The 21209-nt window shown below is 43.3% G+C and carries 8 protein-coding genes, 2 tRNA genes and 3 rRNA genes; 9 read left to right on the forward strand and 4 right to left on the reverse strand.

Annotated features, from left to right (window positions below):
* Window positions 1-8 precede the first annotated feature (8 nt).
* The 8 genes from AB1Z56_RS23895 to AB1Z56_RS23930 all read left to right on the forward strand — a co-directional run bounded on the left by AB1Z56_RS23895 (window position 9) and on the right by AB1Z56_RS23930 (window position 10851).
* Complete coding sequence (locus AB1Z56_RS23895; RefSeq protein WP_313266088.1) at window positions 9-1181, forward strand: acyl-CoA dehydrogenase family protein; 1173 nt, start codon at window positions 9-11, stop codon at window positions 1179-1181.
* Window positions 1182-2396: 1215 nt separating this feature from the next.
* Window positions 2397-3923, forward strand: a 16S ribosomal RNA gene (locus AB1Z56_RS23900).
* A 120-nt stretch (window positions 3924-4043) separates the two neighbouring features.
* Window positions 4044-4117 (forward strand) — tRNA-Ile (locus AB1Z56_RS23905).
* 10 nt (window positions 4118-4127) lie between these two features.
* A tRNA-Ala gene (locus AB1Z56_RS23910) sits at window positions 4128-4201 on the forward strand.
* 228 nt (window positions 4202-4429) lie between these two features.
* Window positions 4430-7313 (forward strand): 23S ribosomal RNA (locus tag AB1Z56_RS23915).
* Window positions 7314-7416: 103 nt separating this feature from the next.
* Window positions 7417-7528: ribosomal RNA gene (gene rrf / locus AB1Z56_RS23920) — 5S ribosomal RNA — on the forward strand.
* The 16S, 23S and 5S rRNA genes sit together here with 2 tRNA genes alongside, the layout of an rRNA operon.
* 809 nt (window positions 7529-8337) lie before the next feature.
* Complete coding sequence (locus AB1Z56_RS23925; protein ID WP_309364773.1) at window positions 8338-9744, forward strand: Gfo/Idh/MocA family protein; 1407 nt, start codon at window positions 8338-8340, stop codon at window positions 9742-9744.
* A gap of 168 nt (window positions 9745-9912) precedes the next feature.
* On the forward strand, window positions 9913-10851 hold the full coding sequence (locus tag AB1Z56_RS23930; protein ID WP_426790354.1) for a formylglycine-generating enzyme family protein: 939 nt from the start codon (window positions 9913-9915) through the stop codon (window positions 10849-10851).
* Window positions 10852-10895: 44 nt separating this feature from the next.
* On the opposite strand, the gene carB is transcribed toward AB1Z56_RS23930, so the two are convergent.
* On the reverse strand, window positions 10896-13715 hold the full coding sequence (gene carB, locus AB1Z56_RS23935; protein ID WP_313268837.1) for a carbamoyl-phosphate synthase large subunit: 2820 nt from the start codon (window positions 13713-13715) through the stop codon (window positions 10896-10898).
* A 261-nt stretch (window positions 13716-13976) separates the two neighbouring features.
* On the reverse strand, window positions 13977-16235 hold the full coding sequence (locus AB1Z56_RS23940; RefSeq protein ID WP_426790355.1) for a beta-N-acetylhexosaminidase: 2259 nt from the start codon (window positions 16233-16235) through the stop codon (window positions 13977-13979).
* Window positions 16236-16384: 149 nt separating this feature from the next.
* Here AB1Z56_RS23940 and lipA point away from each other — a divergent pair, with 149 nt between their 5' ends.
* Complete coding sequence (gene lipA / locus AB1Z56_RS23945) at window positions 16385-17266, forward strand: lipoyl synthase (RefSeq protein ID WP_046672297.1); 882 nt, start codon at window positions 16385-16387, stop codon at window positions 17264-17266.
* 295 nt (window positions 17267-17561) lie between these two features.
* Here the strand turns inward: lipA and AB1Z56_RS23950 are convergent, their stop codons facing one another.
* Window positions 17562-20222: a hypothetical protein gene (locus AB1Z56_RS23950; RefSeq protein WP_426790356.1), complete on the reverse strand. Its 2661-nt coding sequence runs from the start codon at window positions 20220-20222 to the stop codon at window positions 17562-17564.
* On the reverse strand, window positions 20222-21127 hold the full coding sequence (locus tag AB1Z56_RS23955) for a GLPGLI family protein (RefSeq protein ID WP_426790357.1): 906 nt from the start codon (window positions 21125-21127) through the stop codon (window positions 20222-20224). Before AB1Z56_RS23955 ends, AB1Z56_RS23950 begins: the two co-directional genes overlap by 1 nt.
* Window positions 21128-21209: the final 82 nt, after the last annotated feature.

A 21209-nucleotide genomic window follows, 5' to 3' on the forward strand; every position in this document is an offset into this window, starting at 1 on the left:
ACTATATCATGATAAAACAGATTAATATCGATTATTATCAAATGGACGATTTACTGTCCGAAGAACATAAACTGATACGGCAGGCTGTGCGCGATTTTGTGAAAACAGAGATAAAGCCTTTTATTGAAGATGCGGCGCAGGAACATCGGGCTATGGAAGGCTTGATGCCTAAGTTGGGTGCCATTGGAGCATTGGGCCCCTATATTCCCGCTGAGTATGGTGGAGCAGGCTTAGATCAGATTTCCTATGGTTTAATTATGCAGGAATTGGAGGCGGGCGATTCGGCGATTCGTTCGGCTGCATCTGTGCAATCCTCTTTAGTGATGTTTCCTATTTATACTTATGGCAGCGAAGAGCAGCGTCTTAAATATCTGCCCCGACTGGCATCCGGGGAGCTGATCGGATCTTTTGGTTTGACCGAGCCCAACCACGGATCTGATCCAGGTGGAATGGAAACGAAATTGACAGCTAAGGGGGACGGTTTTTTATTAAATGGAGCCAAAATGTGGATCACAAATTCACCGATCTGCGATATTGCTGTCGTTTGGGCACGAGATGAGGCTGGAAAAGTGAGGGGGGTGATTGTAGAACGCGGAATGGCAGGTTTTGAAACGCCAGAGACCTTGCATAAATGGTCCCTGCGGGCGTCTAAAACAGGCGAATTGGTTTTTCATGATGTATATATTCCAGCGGAAAATATACTCCCCGATGTAAATTCTATGCGTGGACCGCTTTCCTGTTTGAATTCAGCAAGGTATGGAATTTCATGGGGGGTGATTGGCGCAGCGATAGACTGTTATGAAACTGCCGTGCAATATGCATTGGAGCGACATCAATTTGATAAACCGATTGCTGGTTTCCAGTTGCAACAAAAGAAGCTCGCAGAATTTTTAACAGAAATAACCAAGGCGCAACTGTTGTCTTGGCGTTTAGGAATGCTTAAGAATGAAGGGAAAGCTACGCCTCAGCAAATCTCAATGGCAAAACGGAATAATGTGAATATGGCCTTACAGATTGCCCGTGAATCAAGACAGATTCTTGGTGGGATGGGGATAGTGGGAGATTTTCCTATTATGCGGCATATGATGAATCTCGAATCTGTGATTACCTATGAAGGAACTCACGATATTCATTTGTTGATCACAGGGCAGGATATTACCGGGCTGAATGCTTTTTCATAATGTAAACTTTCGTTGTGAAAAAGCGACTTTTCGGCATATTTATCCTGTGCGAGCCCGCATTTTTGGTATTTTTCGGCTGTTTTCTGGTATTTCTAGGAGAGAGGTCTGGCTGCGGTTGAGCTTGTATCCGGCCTTGATTCGGTTTTGAATGGGGTTAGCTAGGGCCTAACTAGGATTTAGCTTCGTCCTGCGAGCAGGATGTGTCTATCTTGAAAGTATCCTGATTCCATGCTAGACTCGGAGTCAAAACGGACTCAACACGGAAAGAATACGATACCCCTTGTTTTTTTGTATTCCTTCAATTGTTGATTTTTCGACTGGCAGTCTTGCGCTGGCGGAGACGGCCTGTTGCTTTAATGACTTCCGCAGAAATTTCCGTCTGCAGGCTCTGCGCTGTATCCGTAGTCCTATCCCCGAACGATCCCATGGTCCCCTCTAAATAAAGAAGAGTTGAGGACTTCTTATTTCTTAGTTTAGCTTTTGTTTATGTTTAGCCTAGCATTAAGTTAGGTTTAGTTTAGGTCTTACCTATACTATACCTAAACTAACCCTAAACAAACCCTAACTAAACCCTAACTAAAAGGGTAAGAAAGTATAGTTATGAAAGGGGTTATTCTGCGGCCCTATTCTGCGCCAGGATCAGCCGTTATTTGCCAGCTGCTGCACCTGCCGCTACCAAAAACCAAAAAGAATCTCGCACCGTTACAGGCAGTTAAGGGAAAAATGAAAATAATAAGAACAAAAGGCTTGGAAGTTTGTGTTTAAACTCCCTATCTTTGCACCACTCCGCAAGGGAGGCACGGTTGCTTCGAAAGAAGGAATCATGAAAAAAGAAGGGTTTAAGAGAGTTTGACAGGATTTAAAATCCCGCTGAGTTTATTTTAAACGCGGAAATCGAAGAAAGAGAAAAGAAAAAAAACTTGAAAAAGTTTTTGGAAGTTCAGAAAAGATTTCTACCTTTGCAGTCCCAACGGAAACGGAGGAAAAACAAAAAAAAAGATAAAGAGAGGCGCAATGCCTATCGGAATATAGCGGATACGGAAGTTGAAGCGGCAAAAGTTCTTTAAGAAAACACAATCATGTAAGCGTGACGAGTAGACAGACGAAAGTCGAAAGTCATGAACAAATTCAAGAATTAGTTCAATTCGATCCAAGATCAGAGATATAAAAAAGAATTCTGATTATGTAAATAGTTGGAATCAAAAACTTCATTTTACAATGGAGAGTTTGATCCTGGCTCAGGATGAACGCTAGCGGCAGGCCTAATACATGCAAGTCGGACGGGATCCGGTGGTAGCTTGCTACCATTGGTGAGAGTGGCGCACGGGTGCGTAACGCGTGAGCAACCTACCTCTATCAGGGGGATAGCCTCTCGAAAGAGAGATTAACACCGCATAACATCAACAGTTCGCATGTTCAGTTGATTAAATATTTATAGGATAGAGATGGGCTCGCGTGACATTAGCTAGTTGGTAGGGTAACGGCTTACCAAGGCGACGATGTCTAGGGGCTCTGAGAGGAGAATCCCCCACACTGGTACTGAGACACGGACCAGACTCCTACGGGAGGCAGCAGTAAGGAATATTGGTCAATGGGCGGAAGCCTGAACCAGCCATGCCGCGTGCAGGATGACTGCCCTATGGGTTGTAAACTGCTTTTGTCCAGGAATAAACCTATCTACGTGTAGATAGCTGAATGTACTGGAAGAATAAGGATCGGCTAACTCCGTGCCAGCAGCCGCGGTAATACGGAGGATCCGAGCGTTATCCGGATTTATTGGGTTTAAAGGGTGCGTAGGCGGCCTATTAAGTCAGGGGTGAAATACGGTGGCTCAACCATCGCAGTGCCTTTGATACTGATGGGCTTGAATCCATTTGAAGTGGGCGGAATAAGACAAGTAGCGGTGAAATGCATAGATATGTCTTAGAACTCCGATTGCGAAGGCAGCTCACTAAGCTGGTATTGACGCTGATGCACGAAAGCGTGGGGATCGAACAGGATTAGATACCCTGGTAGTCCACGCCCTAAACGATGATAACTCGATGTTGGCGATAGACAGCCAGCGTCCCAGCGAAAGCGTTAAGTTATCCACCTGGGGAGTACGCCCGCAAGGGTGAAACTCAAAGGAATTGACGGGGGCCCGCACAAGCGGAGGAGCATGTGGTTTAATTCGATGATACGCGAGGAACCTTACCCGGGCTTGAAAGTTAGTGAAGAGTGCAGAGACGCACTCGTCCTTCGGGACACGAAACTAGGTGCTGCATGGCTGTCGTCAGCTCGTGCCGTGAGGTGTTGGGTTAAGTCCCGCAACGAGCGCAACCCCTATGTTTAGTTGCCAGCATTTAAGGTGGGGACTCTAAACAGACTGCCTGTGCAAACAGAGAGGAAGGTGGGGACGACGTCAAGTCATCATGGCCCTTACGTCCGGGGCTACACACGTGCTACAATGGATGGTACAGCGGGCAGCTACATAGCAATATGATGCTAATCTCTAAAAGCCATTCACAGTTCGGATTGGGGTCTGCAACTCGACCCCATGAAGTTGGATTCGCTAGTAATCGCGTATCAGCAATGACGCGGTGAATACGTTCCCGGGCCTTGTACACACCGCCCGTCAAGCCATGAAAGTTGGGGGTACCTAAAGCATGTTACCGCGAGGAGCGTGTTAGGGTAAAACCGATAATTGGGGCTAAGTCGTAACAAGGTAGCCGTACCGGAAGGTGCGGCTGGAATACCTCCTTTCTAGAGTATCGAAGATCGGTGCTCGTCACGTTACATATGATTGACAAGAAGAAAACATCAGAAGAAAGTGCCCGCCCCGAAAGGAGCAGGACCGAGAGAAAGAGATGAACAAGATAAGCTAGTCCCGTAGCTCAGTTGGTTAGAGCACTACACTGATAATGTAGGGGTCAGCAGTTCAAATCTGCTCGGGACTACGAAAAGTACGGGGAATTAGCTCAGCTGGCTAGAGCACCTGCCTTGCACGCAGGGGGTCAACGGTTCGAATCCGTTATTCTCCACATCTCCGGAAGGAACATCGACAGATGCTCCAGAATAAAAACCGGAAAAAGAGTTCTTTGACATATTGAAAGAGAAAAAAAATTACAAGAGAAGACAACAGTAGAGACAATACGTGTATGTGTTTGATGTAAAGAGGAGACCCTCGGTCAAGGCCGAACGAATCTTTGCGTAGCATACGGGTATATATATCAAAAGCAGCCGCATAGTAGCAAAAGGCTATGCCGGTGAAGAAAGTAAATAAGGGCACACGGGGGATGCCTAGGCTCTCAGAGGCGAAGAAGGACGTGATAAGCTGCGATAAGCTTTGGGGATTGGCAAATGCGACTTGATCCAGAGATTTCCGAATGGGGCAACCTGACTATTTGAAGAATAGTCGTATAAAACGCGAACGCGCTGAACTGAAACATCTAAGTAGGCGTAGGAGAAGAAAATAACAATGATTTCCCAAGTAGTGGCGAGCGAACGGGAAAGAGCCCAAACCGATCATGTTACGGCATGGCCGGGGTTGTAGGACCACGAGATTGTACAGCGCTATGAACTGGAAGCAGGTGGGAAACTGCGCGATAAGGGTGAGAGCCCCGTACAGGTAAAGAATGTTGACATAGTGGTATCCTGAGTACCGCGGGACCGGAGAAATCCTGTGGGAATCCACCAGCACCATCTGGTAAGGCTAAATACTCCTGAGAGACCGATAGTGAACCAGTACCGTGAGGGAAAGGTGAAAAGAACCCCGAACAGGGGAGTGAAAAGAACCTGAAACCGTGTGCTTACAAGCGGTTGGAGCAGAGAGATTCTGTGACAGCGTGCCTTTTGCATAATGAGCCTACGAGTTACTCTTGTCTGGCAAGGTTAAGTCCTTCAGGGACGCAGCCGAAGCGAAAGCGAGTCTTAATAGGGCGCATAGTCAGATGAGGTAGACGCGAAACCTTGTGATCTACCCTTGGGCAGGTTGAAGTTGCAGTAACATGTAATGGAGGACCGAACCGATAAACGTTGAAAAGTTTCCGGATGACCTGAGGGTAGGGGTGAAAGGCCAATCAAACTGGGAAATAGCTCGTACTCCCCGAAATGTTTTTAGGAACAGCGTCGGCGTAGAGTTTGATAGAGGTAGAGCTACCGATTGGGTGCGGGGGAGTCAAATCCTACCAAATCCAGACGAACTCCGAATGCTATCAAATATAGCCGGCAGTGAGGCTTTGGGTGCTAAGGTCCAAGGCCGAGAGGGAAAGAACCCAGACCATCAGCTAAGGTCCCCAAATTCGTTCTAAGTTGAACTAACGAGGTCCGGTTGCCCAGACAGCTAGGATGTTGGCTTGGAAGCAGCCATTCATTTAAAGAGTGCGTAACAGCTCACTAGTCGAGCGGCCGGGCGTGGATAATAAACGGGCATCAAGAACGGTACCGAAGCTATGGATTTGCATTGAAATATATGCATCTGGTAGGGGAGCATTCCATCGCCGGGGAAGCAGTTTGGCAATGAACTGTGGAGGTTATGGAAAAGCAAATGTAGGCATAAGTAACGATAAGGCGGGTGAGAAACCCGCCCACCGAAAGACTAAGGTTTCCTGATCAACGTTAATCGGATCAGGGTCAGTCGGGACCTAAGGCGCACCCGAAGGGGGCAAGCCGATGGACAACTGGTTAATATTCCAGTACTCTTCATAACTGCGATGTGGTGACGGAGTAGTGACACTGCCGCGAACTGACGGAATAGTTCGTTGAAAGGCGTAGGTATTGGAGTTGTAGGCAAATCCGCAACTCTAGCTGAACCCCAATAGTACAGCAAAGCTTCGGTGGCGCTGATAGAGCAGGTAAACAGACTTCCAAGAAAACCCGCTAAGCTTCAGGTTATGAAGACCCGTACCGCAAACCGACACAGGTGGTCGAGGAGAGAATCCTAAGGTGCTCGAGTGAGTCATGGCTAAGGAACTCGGCAAAATGGCCCTGTAACTTCGGGAGAAGGGGCGCTGTCTCTGAGAAGAGCAGCCGCAGTGAAAAGGCCCAGGCGACTGTTTAACAAAAACATATGGCTTTGCAAAATCGCAAGATGAAGTATAAGGCCTGACACCTGCCCGGTGCTGGAAGGTTAAGAGGGGATGTCATCGCAAGAGAAGCATTGAATCGAAGCCCCAGTAAACGGCGGCCGTAACTATAACGGTCCTAAGGTAGCGAAATTCCTTGTCGGGTAAGTTCCGACCTGCACGAATGGTGTAACGATCTGGGCGCTGTCTCAGCCATGAGCTCGGTGAAATTGTGGTATCGGTGAAGACGCCGATTACCCGCAACGGGACGGAAAGACCCCATGCACCTTCACTATAGCTTAACATTGAGATTGGGTACAGGATGTGTAGGATAGGCGGGAGATGTTGAAGTGGCTTCGCCAGGAGTCATGGAATCAACCTTGAAATACCGCCCTTTCTGTATTCGGTTTCTAACTCGGTCTTACCGAGGACATTGTTTGGTGGGTAGTTTGACTGGGGTGGTCGCCTCCAAAAAGGTAACGGAGGCTTTCAAAGGTAAGCTCAGTACGCTTGGTAACCGTACGCGGAGTGCAATGGCATAAGCTTGCTTGACTGTGAGACCGACAAGTCGAACAGGGTCGAAAGACGGACATAGTGATCCGGTGGTTCTGTATGGAAGGGCCATCGCTCAAAGGATAAAAGGTACGCTGGGGATAACAGGCTGATCTCCCCCAAGAGCTCATATCGACGGGGAGGTTTGGCACCTCGATGTCGGCTCGTCACATCCTGGGGCTGGAGAAGGTCCCAAGGGTTGGGCTGTTCGCCCATTAAAGTGGCACGCGAGCTGGGTTCAGAACGTCGCGAGACAGTTCGGTCCCTATCTGTTGTGGGCGTTGGAAGTTTGAGTGGATCTGACCTTAGTACGAGAGGACCGGGTTGGACAGACCTCTGGTGAACCTGTTATGCCGCCAGGTGTACGGCAGGGTAGCTACGTCTGGAATAGATAAGCGCTGAAAGCATCTAAGTGCGAAACTAGCCACGAGATGAGACTTCCTTATAGGGTCGTAGAAGATGACTACGTTGATAGGCCATAGGTGTAAAGGTTGAGAGACCAAAGCCAAGTGGTACTAATAGCCCGAAGCTTTCTCAAGCAGACAGACACTGTTGTCTTCCTCTTTAATTTTTAAAATGATCTTTCAATATATATGTCAGTTGGTCTGATGTTCCGATAAGGAATCAGCCAATAAAGATTTTTAGGTGCCTATATCGGCGGTGTCTACCTCTTCCCATTCCGAACAGAGCAGTCAAGCCCGCCAGAGCCGATGGTATTGCCGTAACAGGTGGGAGAGTAGGTCGGTGCCTTTTTTTACACAGAAGCCCTTGCTGGAAACAGTCAAGGGCTTCTTTCGTTTAAGTACTTCCGTATTTGCATGTACAAGCTATTGCATATCCTCCACATTGTTGGTTATCGCAGCACATGGCCTTCGGTGAGCCCGGTCCATCGGCAGCTGTTCCGCAACCGCCGCTACCCTGCAACTGTCACTGTCCTTTAGTGGGATGGTGCATCAGCATTAGCCCTTAACCCAAATGCTCCCTTATTTATAGCCGCAAGTTATAGGATGAGTCCTGGATAAACGGATCAATGCTTGTAGAAGCTCCTTCGCTTAGCCGAGCTGTCTAGGTAGGCATTGATCTTCCTTGCTGCGGGGGCTCTGTTGTAGGATTTCTCATCTCTCCTCCTACTTGACCTAGCTGGAATAGGAGAAAGCTTTGACCTGGAGCAATCGGAAGAAGTAAAGTCTGTATGCTTCCATTGGTGTATTCGCACTAAGAATGGAAACCTTTAACGACCTTAAACATGCTATTTATTGTAGAGACGGCGACTTCGATGGAATCTCGAACGTCCTGCTTATTTGCTAGGATCGATTGAAAAACAATGAAGATAAAAATTTAAGCAATCGTTTGTGTAGATTAAGCAAACGATTGCTTTCAAGTTTCATTTTTTATTTAGAGAAAAGTGTTCTATTATTGTTATAGAGATTAAGTTCTTTAAATAGAACCAAATATAAATCCGATCCAAAAGGATTTTTCTATTGACTGTTTAGTTTGTTTTAAAATAGGTGATTTTTTAGAGGGACCAATTGGTCCCTCTAAATTTATATGAACTTTAAATTATGGATTCTAGAAGAGATTTTCTTAAAAAAGCCGGTATATTGTCATCACTGGCTGTTTCACTCCCTACTTTGGTTAATGCCAATGCAGCCGCAGCGTCGTTTAATATGTGTGGTTATGCAGCTCCAAAAATTGATAAAGTCCGAGTAGCTGTAATTGGGCTCGGTATGCGTGGTCCTGGTGCTGTTGAACGCTTATCTTATATTGAGGGCTGCGAAATTGTTGCGCTTTGCGATAAGCATCCAGACCGGGTGGAGCGTGCAACTAAGATCGTTACATCAAAGGGTTTGGCAGCGCCTAAAGCGTATTCTGGGGAGGATGGCTGGAAATCCTTATTGAAAGAAGAGAAACTTGATCTCGTCTATATCTGTACCCCATGGGATTATCATACTCCCATGAGCATTGCTGCTATGAAAGCGGGTAATCACGTGGCTTGTGAGGTTCCGATCGCATTGACGATCAAGGATTGTTGGGAGGTAGTGAAGACATCCGAGGCAACTAAAAAGCATTGTATGATGCTGGAAAACTGCTGTTATGATTTCTTCGAAATGCTGACATTGAATATGGTGCGCCAAGGCTTGTTTGGCGAACTCGTTCATGCAGAAGGTGCTTATATTCACGATTTGCTGGATCTTAATTTTGCAAAGAATGGCTATGATAACATGTGGCGCCTAAGAGAAAATATAAAACTAAATGGAAATCTATACCCTACTCATGGACTTGGGCCTGTTGCACAATGCTTAAATATCAATAGAGGGGATAAAATGGATCATCTTGTGGCGATGTCTTCCAATGATTTTATGATGGGAGAAAAGGCAAAAGAGTTAGCGGCAAAGGATTCTTTTTTCCAGGAATTTGTAGGGAAAAAATACCGTGGTAATATGAATACAACGCTTATTCGTACCGCCAAAGGGAAAACGATTATGTTGCAGCATGATGTCACTTCTCCTAGACCTTATTCTAGACTGCATACATTGAGTGGCACCAAAGGATTTGCACAAAAGTATCCTACGGAGAATATTGCTTTCGGTCATGAATTCATTACAGAACAGAAATTAAAAGAACTGTATGATAAGTACACACCAGAGTTGGTAAAATATATTGGTGAGCAGGCGAAACAGGTCGGTGGACACGGTGGTATGGATTTTATGATGGACTGGCGTCTAATTGACTGTTTGCGTAATGGATTACCTTTGGATCAGGATGTCTATGATGCTGCTTCATGGAGTTGTATCGTACCTTTGAGTTTTGAATCTGTAGAAAAGAATTGTAAAACTGTTGATGTACCGGATTTTACAAAGGGTGCATGGAAAAATAATACACCGGTAGAAATCACGCTGAAAGGCGGTGGAAATACGCCTATTCGTGCTAGAGCGCCGAAAAAAGAAAATATACAACTGGGTGTATAGTACTCTTATATGAAATGACTTATTGAAGGGGAACTTTTTATTGTTCCCCTTTTATGTTTATCTTTAATTATGTTATTCAATCTGACTCTAATGACCTGTTTGTCGTTATTTTCCACCAAGGATACACTTTCCTGTTGTGTTGGTGAAAATATACCTACTCGCGCAGGTATGATAAAATCCCAAATTACGCAGTTAAAAAACAAGACGGCGGACCAGATGATATTGGTCGAAGGGGGCAAATTTTTGATGGGAAGTTCAAATTTTGAAGATAGTAAGCCTTTACATCAGGTTGAGCTAAATTCATTTTATATGGATGAACATGAGGTTACAAATGCACAGTTTGCGGAGTTTGTAAAGGAGACGGGTTACGTAACTGTTGCTGAGCGGGAGCTGGATCCAAAAGATTTTCCGGGGGTGGATCCTAAGATGTTAGTCCCGGGATCGGCTGTATTTTCCAAACCCAAAGAACTCAATTCATTAAATAATTATCTGATGTGGTGGGAGTATGTCCCTGGTGCAAACTGGCAACATCCCGAGGGGCCGAACAGCTCGATAAAGGACAAAATGAATTATCCCGTTGTTCAGGTTGCCTATGAAGATGCCGCAGCTTATGCGAAATGGGCAGGCAAGCGATTACCTACAGAAGCGGAATGGGAGTATGCGGCTAGAGGACGTAAAGATGCAAACGACGACTTGTATTATTGGGGCAAAGATTTGAAGCCTGATGGTAAATGGACCGCAAATATTTACCAGGGAAAGTTTCCTGTACAAGATGCAAAAGAAGATGGATTCGAGGGGACAGCACCCGTAAAATCATTTCAGGCAAATGCACTGGGGCTATATGACATGGAAGGGAATGTCTGGGAATGGTGTGCTGATTTTTATCGGCCTGATTATTATCAGCATAGTACAATGGCTAATCCCAAAGGACCACAAGATTCTTATGATCCACAGGAACCAAACCTTGAAAAACGTGTTCAGCGGGGTGGGTCATTTCTTTGCAATGATCAATATTGCGAAAGGTATAAAGCCGGAAGCCGAGGAAAAGGGGAGGTCAACAGTCCTACAAATAATGTTGGATTCCGCTGTGTAAAAGATATTAAATAGAAAAGGCTTGCATTTGCAAGCCTTTTCTATTTAATTGATATGCCTTATTGCGCATTCAAAAACATTGATTTTTGATTGTACAATTCTCTGAAATAAGGATCGTGAAGATCTTTGATAAAGCGAATTGCTTCACCAGTTGATTTCATTTCAGGGCCTAATTGTTTGTCTACTTCAGGGAATTTATTGAAAGAGAATACAGGTTCTTTAATCGCGTATCCTTTCAGCTTACGTTCGATCGTGAAGTCTTTCAATTTATTAACGCCTAACATGACTTTAGTTGCAATATTGATGTAAGGAACATCATAAGCTTTAGCGATGAAAGGAACGGTACGTGATGCACGTGGGTTGGCCTCGATGACATACACATTTTCACCTTTGACAGCAAACTGAATATTTAATAGACCACGAACGTTTAACGCTTTTGCTAATTTAATAGAGTATTCTTCCATTTTGTCCTGAACAGCTTGTGATAGGCCAAATGGCGGCAATACAGCCGATGAGTCACCAGAGTGGATACCTGCAGGCTCGATGTGTTCCATCATACCGATGATGTGTACATCTTCACCATCACAGATTGAATCTGATTCAGCTTCTTCTGCACGATCCAAGAAGTGGTCGATCAGGATATGGTTTCCAGGAAGGTTTTTCAACAAGTTGACAACAGCTTTTTCTAAATCTTCATCGTTGATAACAATGCTCATGCCTTGTCCACCCAATACGTAAGAAGGACGCACCAATACTGGATATCCAACTTCGTTTGCAACTTGTAATGCTTCTTCTGCTGAAGTTGCTACACCATATCTTGGATATGGAATTTCCAATTCTTTCAATAGATCTGAGAAACGGCCACGGTCTTCTGCCAAGTCCATATTCTCAAATGAGGTACCAATGATTTTTACGCCAAGTTGCTCTAGACGTTCAGCCATTTTAAGAGCCGTTTGTCCACCCAACTGAACGATAACACCTTCTGGTTTCTCTAATTCAATGATCTCACGTACGTGCTCCCAGAATACGGGCTCGAAGTATAATTTGTCAGCCATATTGAAGTCTGTCGAAACAGTCTCCGGGTTACAGTTGACCATAATCGCTTCGTAACCACATTCTTTAGCAGCCAGTAAACCGTGTACACAAGAGTAATCAAACTCGATACCTTGACCGATACGGTTTGGACCGGAACCTAAAACGATGATTTTCTTTCTATCTGAAGAGATGGATTCGTTCTCTTCTTCGAATGTCGAATAGTAGTATGGTGTTTGTGCAGGGAATTCTGCAGCACAAGTATCGACCATTTTGTAAACACGGTTGATGCCTAACTCCTTACGACGATCGTAAACTTGATCCTCGGTTACATTTCCTAATAACCATGCGATTTGTACATCTGAATAACCTTTTTGTTTTAAGGTCATGAAGAAGTCGCGTGGAATATTATTCAATTGATAACGACGTAATTCTTGCTCAAGGTGTACCAACTCTTGGATTTGAACTAAGAACCATTTGTCGATACGTGTTGCCTTACGGATAGATTCCAAAGGAACGCCCAATTCGAAAGCATCTTTGATATGGAATAAGCGGTCACCACTTGGATGTTCCAAACTATCCATGATTTCGTCGAGGTTTCTCCATTGACGACCGTCAGCACCTAAACCAGCGCGGCCAGTCTCTAACGATTGACATGCTTTCTGTAAAGCTTCGATAAATGTACGGCCGATTGCCATTACTTCACCTACCGCTTTCATCTGTAGACCTAATTCCTTATTTGCGCCTTTGAATTTATCGAAGTTGAAACGAGGGATCTTAACAATTACATAGTCTAATGTTGGTTCAAAATATGCGGATGTTGTCTTCGTAATCTGATTTTGCAATTCATCCAAGTTGTAACCGATCGCCAATTTAGCTGCAATCTTCGCAATTGGATAACCCGTTGCTTTCGATGCTAAAGCTGAAGAGCGTGATACGCGTGGATTGATTTCGATGGCAATGATTTCTTCGTTTTCTGGGTTTACAGAGAACTGAACGTTACAACCACCTGCAAATGTACCAATTGAACGCATCATCAGAATAGCCTGATTACGCATATCTTGATAACATTTGTCTGATAATGTCATGCCTGGTGCAACCGTGATCGAGTCTCCTGTATGGATACCCATTGGATCAAAGTTTTCAATGGTACAGATGATGATAACATTGTCGTTGGTATCGCGAAGTAATTCCAACTCAAATTCTTTCCAGCCCAATACAGCTTGTTCTACCAAAACTTCGTGTGTTGGTGAAGCATGTAAACCTCTATTTAAGGCTGCATCAAAATCTTCTTTTCTGTGAACAAATCCACCTCCTGTACCTGCAAGGGTATACGATGGACGTATAACAAGGGGATAGCCAATTTCTTGTGCAGCCTCTTTGCCCTCAAGGAATGAGTTTGCAATTTTGGATGTTGCAACGCCCACACCGATATCAACCATTAATTGACGGAACTCTTCACGGTTTTCAGTTTTTTCAATGGCAGCAACATCAACACCGATAACTTTTACGTTGTATTTTTCCCAAAGACCTAGGTTAGAAGCTTCGATACATAAGTTCAAAGCCGTCTGGCCACCCATGGTAGGAAGTACAGCGTCAATGTTGTGTTTTTGCAAAATTTCTTCAATACTTTCGCATGTTAATGGAAGTAAGTAGACATTGTCTGCAACAACTTTGTCCGTCATGATTGTTGCAGGGTTTGAGTTGATGATGGATACTTCAATACCTTCTTCTTTCAATGAAAGGGATGCTTGAGATCCAGAATAATCAAATTCGCAAGCCTGACCGATAACGATGGGACCTGATCCGATGATTAAAACCGACTTAATGGAAGTGTTTCTTGGCATTATATCTAGTTCAAAAAATTAAATTTCCTATTGTAAATCTGAGCAAAGACAATCAAAACTAGCTCATGGGGAAGGGTCATTCCGACTGCTTTGTCGGAGTGCAAAGTTACATTTTAAATTTTGAAAATTAACTATTTATTTTAAGAATATTTCAAAAAAAAATGTAGTTTTTTAGAAAAGTGGCTCTGAAAAAACAAAAACGAGTTGGAAAACATAAGCAGTATGTTTTCCAACTCGTAGGCAATAATGGGGCTGATTTGTTTAATAAACGATGATTTCATCCGTAAACAAGTAGCCTTTTTTTGGATTGCTGGCTTTAATTTTTATATAACGAGCCTGTTGGGCTTTGTCAAGTTTGAGTTCAAACCTTTTGAAAGTCAACTTGGATTCTTTATCGGATATGTCATTTTTGATTGTTCCTACAGATCTGAAGGTACGGCCATTATCCGAAAGCAGGACTTCCATTTCTCCTGGCATATAAACGCCGGGGCCAATCATCTGCATGAAATTCATGGCAACTTGGTGGATTTCTTCGCGACGTTCCATATCCACAACAAGATCAATCGGGCTTGTAAATCCTTGCCATTGGCCATCATGGTAGGAAAGACCGCCCATGATTCCGTTTGTTAAGGTGGAATCTTTCTGTGCCGGATATCCCGACCATTGCGTATTGTAGGTTACTTTTTTCCCAATGGCGCGGTGGATATCAATATCAAAGGAGAGCGTTGGGCCGATTTTGATCGAATCTTGAAAATAAGCCGCATTGATATGCCCTGTTGAACTTAATTCAAATGGACCTGTATAGGGGGTAGATTGGATCGTTGGCTCACTACTGTCAATAGTATACCGGATCTGATCTGTTTTTAGCTGCTCCGTTGTCAGCGTAATTTTATTATTGTTTTTAGCTGCATTGTATGTGGCCGTATAAGCGACATTAAAGGAAGGACGATAATAATTGACGCTCAGATCTTGTAATAGCTTGTAATGTGATTGCAACCTTCGTTGAAAGTCTGTCCAGCTCTTCGCATCCTTATTTGTCCAATTGACCTCCGATAATGCCAGCGCACGTGGGAATACCATATATTCCAGATGTTCTGTGGTAGGTACATATTCTGTCCATATATTTGCTTGCGCACCAAGGATATGTTTGGCTTTATCTCCTTGTATGGCCGCTGGAATAGGATCATAGGAATACACCTTGTCTAGTGTCAGGTATCCGCCGATGGCTTCAGGCTGTGTTCTAGGGTCCGTCTGATAGGAATCAAAATAGAGGTGTGACCCTGGGGTCATGATGACATCGTGACCGGCATTAGCAGCCTTTATGCCGCCATCTTCACCGCGCCAGCTCATGACTGTAGCTCCTTCGGTGAGGCCTCCCTGTAGAATCTCATCCCAACCAATAAGCTTTCTGCCTTTGGATTGCAGGTAAAGGTCCATTTGTTTGATGGCATAGCTCTGCAGCTCATCGACAGACTTTAATCCTTCTTTTTGCATGAGTGCCTGATCTTTAGGGCAGGTTTCCCAATGTTTTTTCTCAGCCTCATCTCCGCCGATATGAATGTATTGCGAGGGGAATATGGTGAGGACTTCATCCAGTACATTCTTTAGGAATTCAAAGGTTTTTTCATTGCCAATACAGAATTCTCCTTGACCGTAGGGTTTTCCAGAACAGGAGAGTTCGGGATAAACGGCCAGCACTTCTTCCGAATGCCCTGGCATTTCTATCTCCGGAATCACATTGATTCCTTTGCGTGCTGCGTAATCGACCAGTTCGCGTGCTTCTTCTTGCGTATAGAAACCGCCACTAGCGTTTGCGGTGCCTTTTTCGACGTATTGACGGCCATTATTCCACCAATCTTTCCAGCTTGTATGCGTACGCCAGGCAGCCTTTTGTGTTAACTCTGGATATTTTTTGATTTCAAGCCGCCATCCAGCACCATCTGTTAGATGCCAATGAAAATTGTTGAATTTATAAATAGCCATGATGTCGATATATTTTTTTACAAAAGACAATGGCATAAAATGGCGTGACACGTCGAGGTGTAAACCGCGGTAGGTAAATCGTGGTTCATCAACAATTGTCGCAAAGGCTATTTTACTTGGGTCAGCCTGTAGATAGCCTAATTGAATGAGGGTGTATATCCCATTGATAACCTGAGGTACATTCCAAGACCTGAGCAGTAGGCCTTTTTCATCGATTTGAATGGAGTAGGCGTTTTTGCTAAGATTGTCTGCATCGACTGCTTTGATAATGCGAAAGCCTTCTTTTGGGCCTTTTTTATTTTTCTTGAGTACTTCGATGGCTAGGCTTTTGATAGCGGGGTGTTCGGTAAGCAATTGGGTCGCTTCCTGAAACTCATCTGAAACAATAACCGGAAGATGGGTTGGGATAGTATAGGTACCTGTGGCCAATGTGATTTTAGAAGGTTTGGGTATAATGTCAAAGTTGGTTTGGGCCTGTGCAGCAAAGATGGATGCACTCCCAAGTAACAACATGGATAAAGATTGGCTCAGTCGCATAGTTTTGTTATTAGATTAATGATAATCAACACAAATATCCTAATTTTTGTTTCATTATTCTATTAATGCCGATAATCGGTCAATTTTTATGATATAAAACCAACAAATTGACGGTTAGAAATTACATTTTTAATCCTTAACTTTGTTGTATGATTGAACTTCCAGTTATTCCGGCAACTCCTGCACAGCGCAAGCCTGATTGGTTGCGTGTCAAATTGCCTGTTGGTAAAGAGTATAGACATGTCAGAAGTCTTGTAGACGAGCATAAATTACATACGATTTGTGAGAGTGGAAATTGTCCGAATATGGGCGAATGTTGGGGTGCTGGAACGGCAACCTTCATGATTTTGGGAAATATCTGTACACGTTCTTGTTCATTTTGTGCGGTAGCAACTGGCCGTCCGCTAGCCGTAGATTTGGATGAACCAAATCGGGTTGCGAATTCTGTTAAATTGATGCAGGTAAAACATTGTGTGATTACTTCGGTGGATCGTGACGATCTGAAAGATGGTGGTTCAATTATTTGGGCCGAGACGATCAACGCTATCCGTAGGGAAAGCCCTGAAACGACCTTAGAAACACTTTTACCTGATTTTAAAGGACAATGGGATAATTTGGATCGCGTGATCGCAGTTCGTCCTGAAGTTGTTTCCCACAACTTGGAAACTGTCCGTCGTCTGACAAGAGAAGTTCGTGTTCAAGCGAAATATGATCGTTCATTGGAATGCCTACGCAGAATTTCTGAAGCTGGTCTTCGTACGAAATCAGGTATTATGCTTGGTTTGGGTGAAACAGAAGAAGATGTGATCGAGGCAATGCAAGATCTATATAATGTTGGGGTGCATATTTTGACACTTGGTCAATATTTACAACCTACGAAAGCTCACCATCCAGTTATCGAGTGGATTACACCGGCGCAGTTTGAGAAATATCAGAAAATTGGTTTGGAAATGGGATTCAAGTATGTCGAATCTGGACCATTGGTACGTTCATCCTACCATGCTGAAAAACATTTATTCGACATGCAATAGAAAACGGTTTTAAAGTTTTTTGAAGGTATATTTCGCCTTATAGTGGAATTATCTTTGCACGATATAAAAAAGAAGCCTGAGTGATTTTTTTGCTCAGGCTTCTTTTTTCTGCTTTTTTTATTAACCGGTCTGCCTCTTGGGTTTGAAAAAACCACTACTTATGTTCATCATTGATGAATTTGCTAAAATAGCAAGATTTCGATTGGAAGAGATTGGTCTATAGGCGCAACAATAAATCAACAATAGACGAACATTAGGCCAACGCAATTGTCTTTTTCCGAGTTGGTGTGATGCCTTATAGGTTAAAAACAGTACGGAGTAAAATTGTCCTCCCGCGAAGTTCAAATTCATTCTGAGAAATCATATTGGCCGTCATCAGGTAAGTACGATAGTTTTTGATATTGGCCAAATTATTCATTTCCAATTCGAAATCCATTTTCCACTTGTTGACCTTATAGCGCGTAAAAAGGTCGATGAAGGTATAACTTGCATTCTTCATGTTTGTTTGAAAGGTGGAAAGATTGCGCAGGTTTAGCCGCATAAAGCCATTTTTAAAAGGGCTGGCCGGAAAACCTATATTATGCATCATTGTGGTGGTTTTATTTTGGATCGCATTGTCAAGGCCCTGTTGTTTGCTCCTGCTCCAATTGAATAGGCCGGAATAGGAAATATTATAAGTTTTAAATACTTTAGCCTCTATACTGGGCTGAAATAGATAGCTCATACTCCGAATAGGGACCAAGGCATTGTTTAACAATTGATTGTATTTGAAGTAAGAAATGCTTCCTTTTAGTTTGAGGGTACTTGCCAAGGGGAAAATGTATTTGTCAAATCCGATCTGAGAAGACCATCGGTCCTGCAGGTTATCCATATTAACCAAGATATTTTCGGTGATATTATTTTTTATAACGGAAGATAATATGGTGTTGGAATGCGATCTTGTATAGCTAATACCAGCATTTGCAAATAATACTTTTAGGGTGCGGGCCAAATTATAATTGAGATTAAATGTATGTTTTTTGGATTCATTTAACGCTGCATTATTTTGGCTGAGCATTCTGTAGTTCCGTAATACTGCACCGCGGTATATATCTTCTATATTGCCAATGTCCTGCGCAAATTGATAGTTAAATTGAAGATAGTCTTCTTGCGAAAACTGCCATCTTGCTTTTAAATTTGGATTGATCAGCACGGAATTTTTAGAAGTGGCCAGCTGGTGGCCGACGTCTTCATAATGCGTAAATAGATAGGTGATCGGGATGTCGAGCTGGGTTTCAAATTGATTTGTTTTCCAGGAGTATTGCGGTGTAATAAATGCTTGGGACCTGCTCCAATGCAGATTATTGTGGGTATTATCGCCCAGTGTTCGAATACGTTGATCATTATCCTCTATTGTAAGGAGTGAACTGAAATGTTGACGATCTGTATTGAATCCAATTTGATAGTACTGCTTTATTTTACCTTTATTGAAGCGATAACCTGTACTGATCTCCGTAAAAAAGGAGGGAACTTCAATTTGTTGGCGGCTACTTTTATAGGGAATACTATCGTTGAGTATTTCTGGAAAAACACCGGGATAGATCTGTAAAGTCTGCGGTTTATTACCATAATTTAAAGACCAGTTGATTGCAATAATGTCATTGTTTTTAAGTTGAGGTATATAGCTGAACAAGTTGCTGAATCCCTTGATGTGGTGTTTTTGGAACTGCTCGATCTGGCCCGAAGAGTTGGTTAGCAATGCTGTAATATCTTTTTTTTCATACTCAAATGATAAGGTATTGCTCGCATATTTCTTTTCCGTATTGGTGGATGCCGAAAGCCTGGCCGCGCCAAGCCACCGCGCTGTTTTTAGGTGATTTTGTTCATTAAAATAGACGTCACCATCGTCGAGCAGGTATTGCGTGTTTGAGGCATTATTTTGCCTATCGTTGTCGTATAAAACCTGAATATTGGATTTTAGCTGCCAGAGATTCTTGAGGTTGTATAGGTTATTGGTGTTTAGTGAACCGGTATTGTTGAAATAATAATTGTTTTTAGGAATATTGGGACTGCCCGTTGTGCTCGTCGCCAGGAGATTGTTGATGGTAGAGCTACCAAACTTGGCCAGTAAAGAGGATTGATTGGCACCGATGATATCTCCAGAAAGATCATTACCGGTATTATTCCCGCTGAGGACATTCAGCATCTTTACTTTTTTGTTGAATAGGATTGAATTCAATTCAGGATCATAGAGATTGGGGGCGCCGACCCCAATTTTCGCTTGCCCAGTAAGTTTTAGCTTTGCTTCCTCTTTAATAACGAGATTTATAGCGACGTCGTCTGTAAATCTTTTATTCTTAAGGACCTTATAATGTTCGTGGTTGTCAAGTACCTGAATGTCCTTCACCATTTTGTGGGGGATAGTCCGTGTACCGATTCCATAACGATTTTCCAATAGGTCGTCTCCGTCGATGTAAAGTTTAGAAACAGTTTTGTCCTGGTATTTGATAAGTCCCGATTCGGTAACTTCCATGCCCGGAAGACGCTTGATGACATCGCCTATATTCCGGTCTTCCTCTTTGGCAAAAGAGCCGACATCGTAGGAGATGGTATCATTGGAACGGGTTATTTTAGGTTTGCTTTTTACAATCACATCTTGCAAAAGATTGGTTTTTGGGATAAGAGCAATTCGAAGGTTTGATGCCTGTGGGCCAAGTTTAAGCTCAAATTTTTCGTAGGTCAGGTGATTGATCTGCAGGTAAAGATTTGCATATTCCTTTGTTAATGTAATTGTAAAACGGCCTTCTTTATCTGTCGGTTTGAAAGCGATGATTTTGTTGTCTGAAAGGACATTGACACTGGCAAAGGGTACGGGATGTTGTGTCTTATCCACTTGGACCGTTCCATTAATCGTTTGCTGGGCAAAGGTTATTTGCCCAAGCAAAACGACTATAAATAAACATAGAAATACTTTCATTAAGGCGTTAGCTCTATCGGATTATTGGTAACTTTTGAAGGTTTGTATTTATCGTCCCGTGAAATATTGAAACTCTTTATTTTTGACGGATCCAACGCACCAAGAGGAGAGCTCCCTCCCGAGCTAGTGCTGGATCGAACGGCAACCATGTTTCCCGATGAACCTACACTGATGGTTCTATTTTTCCCCGATTGGGCTTGCATATAAGCTTGTGGATTGGCCTTAAAGGCTTCCTGAATTTTTTTTACTTCTTCTGAAGTACTTACGATGGCATTTTGTGGCAGGGCGACCGATGTTTTGCCATCCTCAATTTTGTCGAACCCGGCGTAAGCAAAAATTACTTCATTTTTTGTGTCTCGGGCATCTAGGATAAGTCCTGGTAGACCATGGAGTTTCCAGGGGCCATAGGAAAACGGCAGTTCAGTTGTAAACCAGGCGATATAGGTCCGGCCTTTGAATGTTGTTTTTGCGTTCTGACAGTTATAGCCACCAATTTCTTTGCGTTCACCCAGTATTTCCCAATCCTGTGTGGGGTAGGCCTGTGGAATGGCAAAATTGTCACTGGCAACGCTGACTACTTCGGTCATTTTGTTTTGATCGGCATCTAATAAATAGGATGAGCTTGATGGTGTCGAGCGTGTAGTAAGGGTTAGATTGCCAGAAAATGCAGGATCTTCCATCTGTTTCTTGACCTCTTCCTGCATGCGTTTGGAGGAATAGGAGGTGTAATAGCTGGCTTGCGGATTAAGGTAAACCGCTGTTTCATCACGTATAAATTGATCCCGCTGGGTACTGTCGTTTACATGTTTGAATTCGTAATGTACTTTCGCAATGGCTTTTGGACTCTCTTGCGCATATAGAAGCTGTGCAACTACAGATAATAGGAGTGATAATGAATATTTCATAAAAATATGTTTATATCGTAAATATACGAAATATTCGTAATCATGAAAATTTATTTGAACTTTTAGTCATTAACTTCTTCAG

Origin of the sequence: Sphingobacterium sp. WOUb80, assembly GCF_050058145.1 — a bacterium.
GTDB lineage: Bacteria > Bacteroidota > Bacteroidia > Sphingobacteriales > Sphingobacteriaceae > Sphingobacterium.